A 249-nucleotide genomic window follows, 5' to 3' on the forward strand; every position below is an offset into this window, starting at 1 on the left:
ATGCGATACAGCCGCGTATTCTGATCCTGCCAGTTTTTGGTAAATAACCACAATTCATTTCCTACTACCGTTAGGGCTTCACAGTCATTATTGTGGGCGTGTTTCTTACGCTCGGGTTCAGTATCCGCTAATCGCACATCAATGCGTTGCGCTGAAACAGTACCACCATCTTTAACTTGGTCCAGATCGCGCCAGGCGATTTTGTAAATTTGCAGCCAAGCACGATCACCAATATTATTGCCACAATCT

At 45.4% G+C, this 249-nt stretch carries 1 protein-coding gene; it reads right to left on the bottom strand.

Annotation, left to right across the window (positions count from 1 at the left end; all coding sequences use genetic code 11):
* On the bottom strand, positions 1–249 hold a 249-nt coding region (locus RMT89_RS44555; protein WP_315889455.1), incomplete at both ends, for a hypothetical protein.

The organism is Streptomyces sp. P17, assembly GCF_032436805.1.
Lineage (GTDB): Bacteria > Actinomycetota > Actinomycetes > Streptomycetales > Streptomycetaceae > Streptomyces.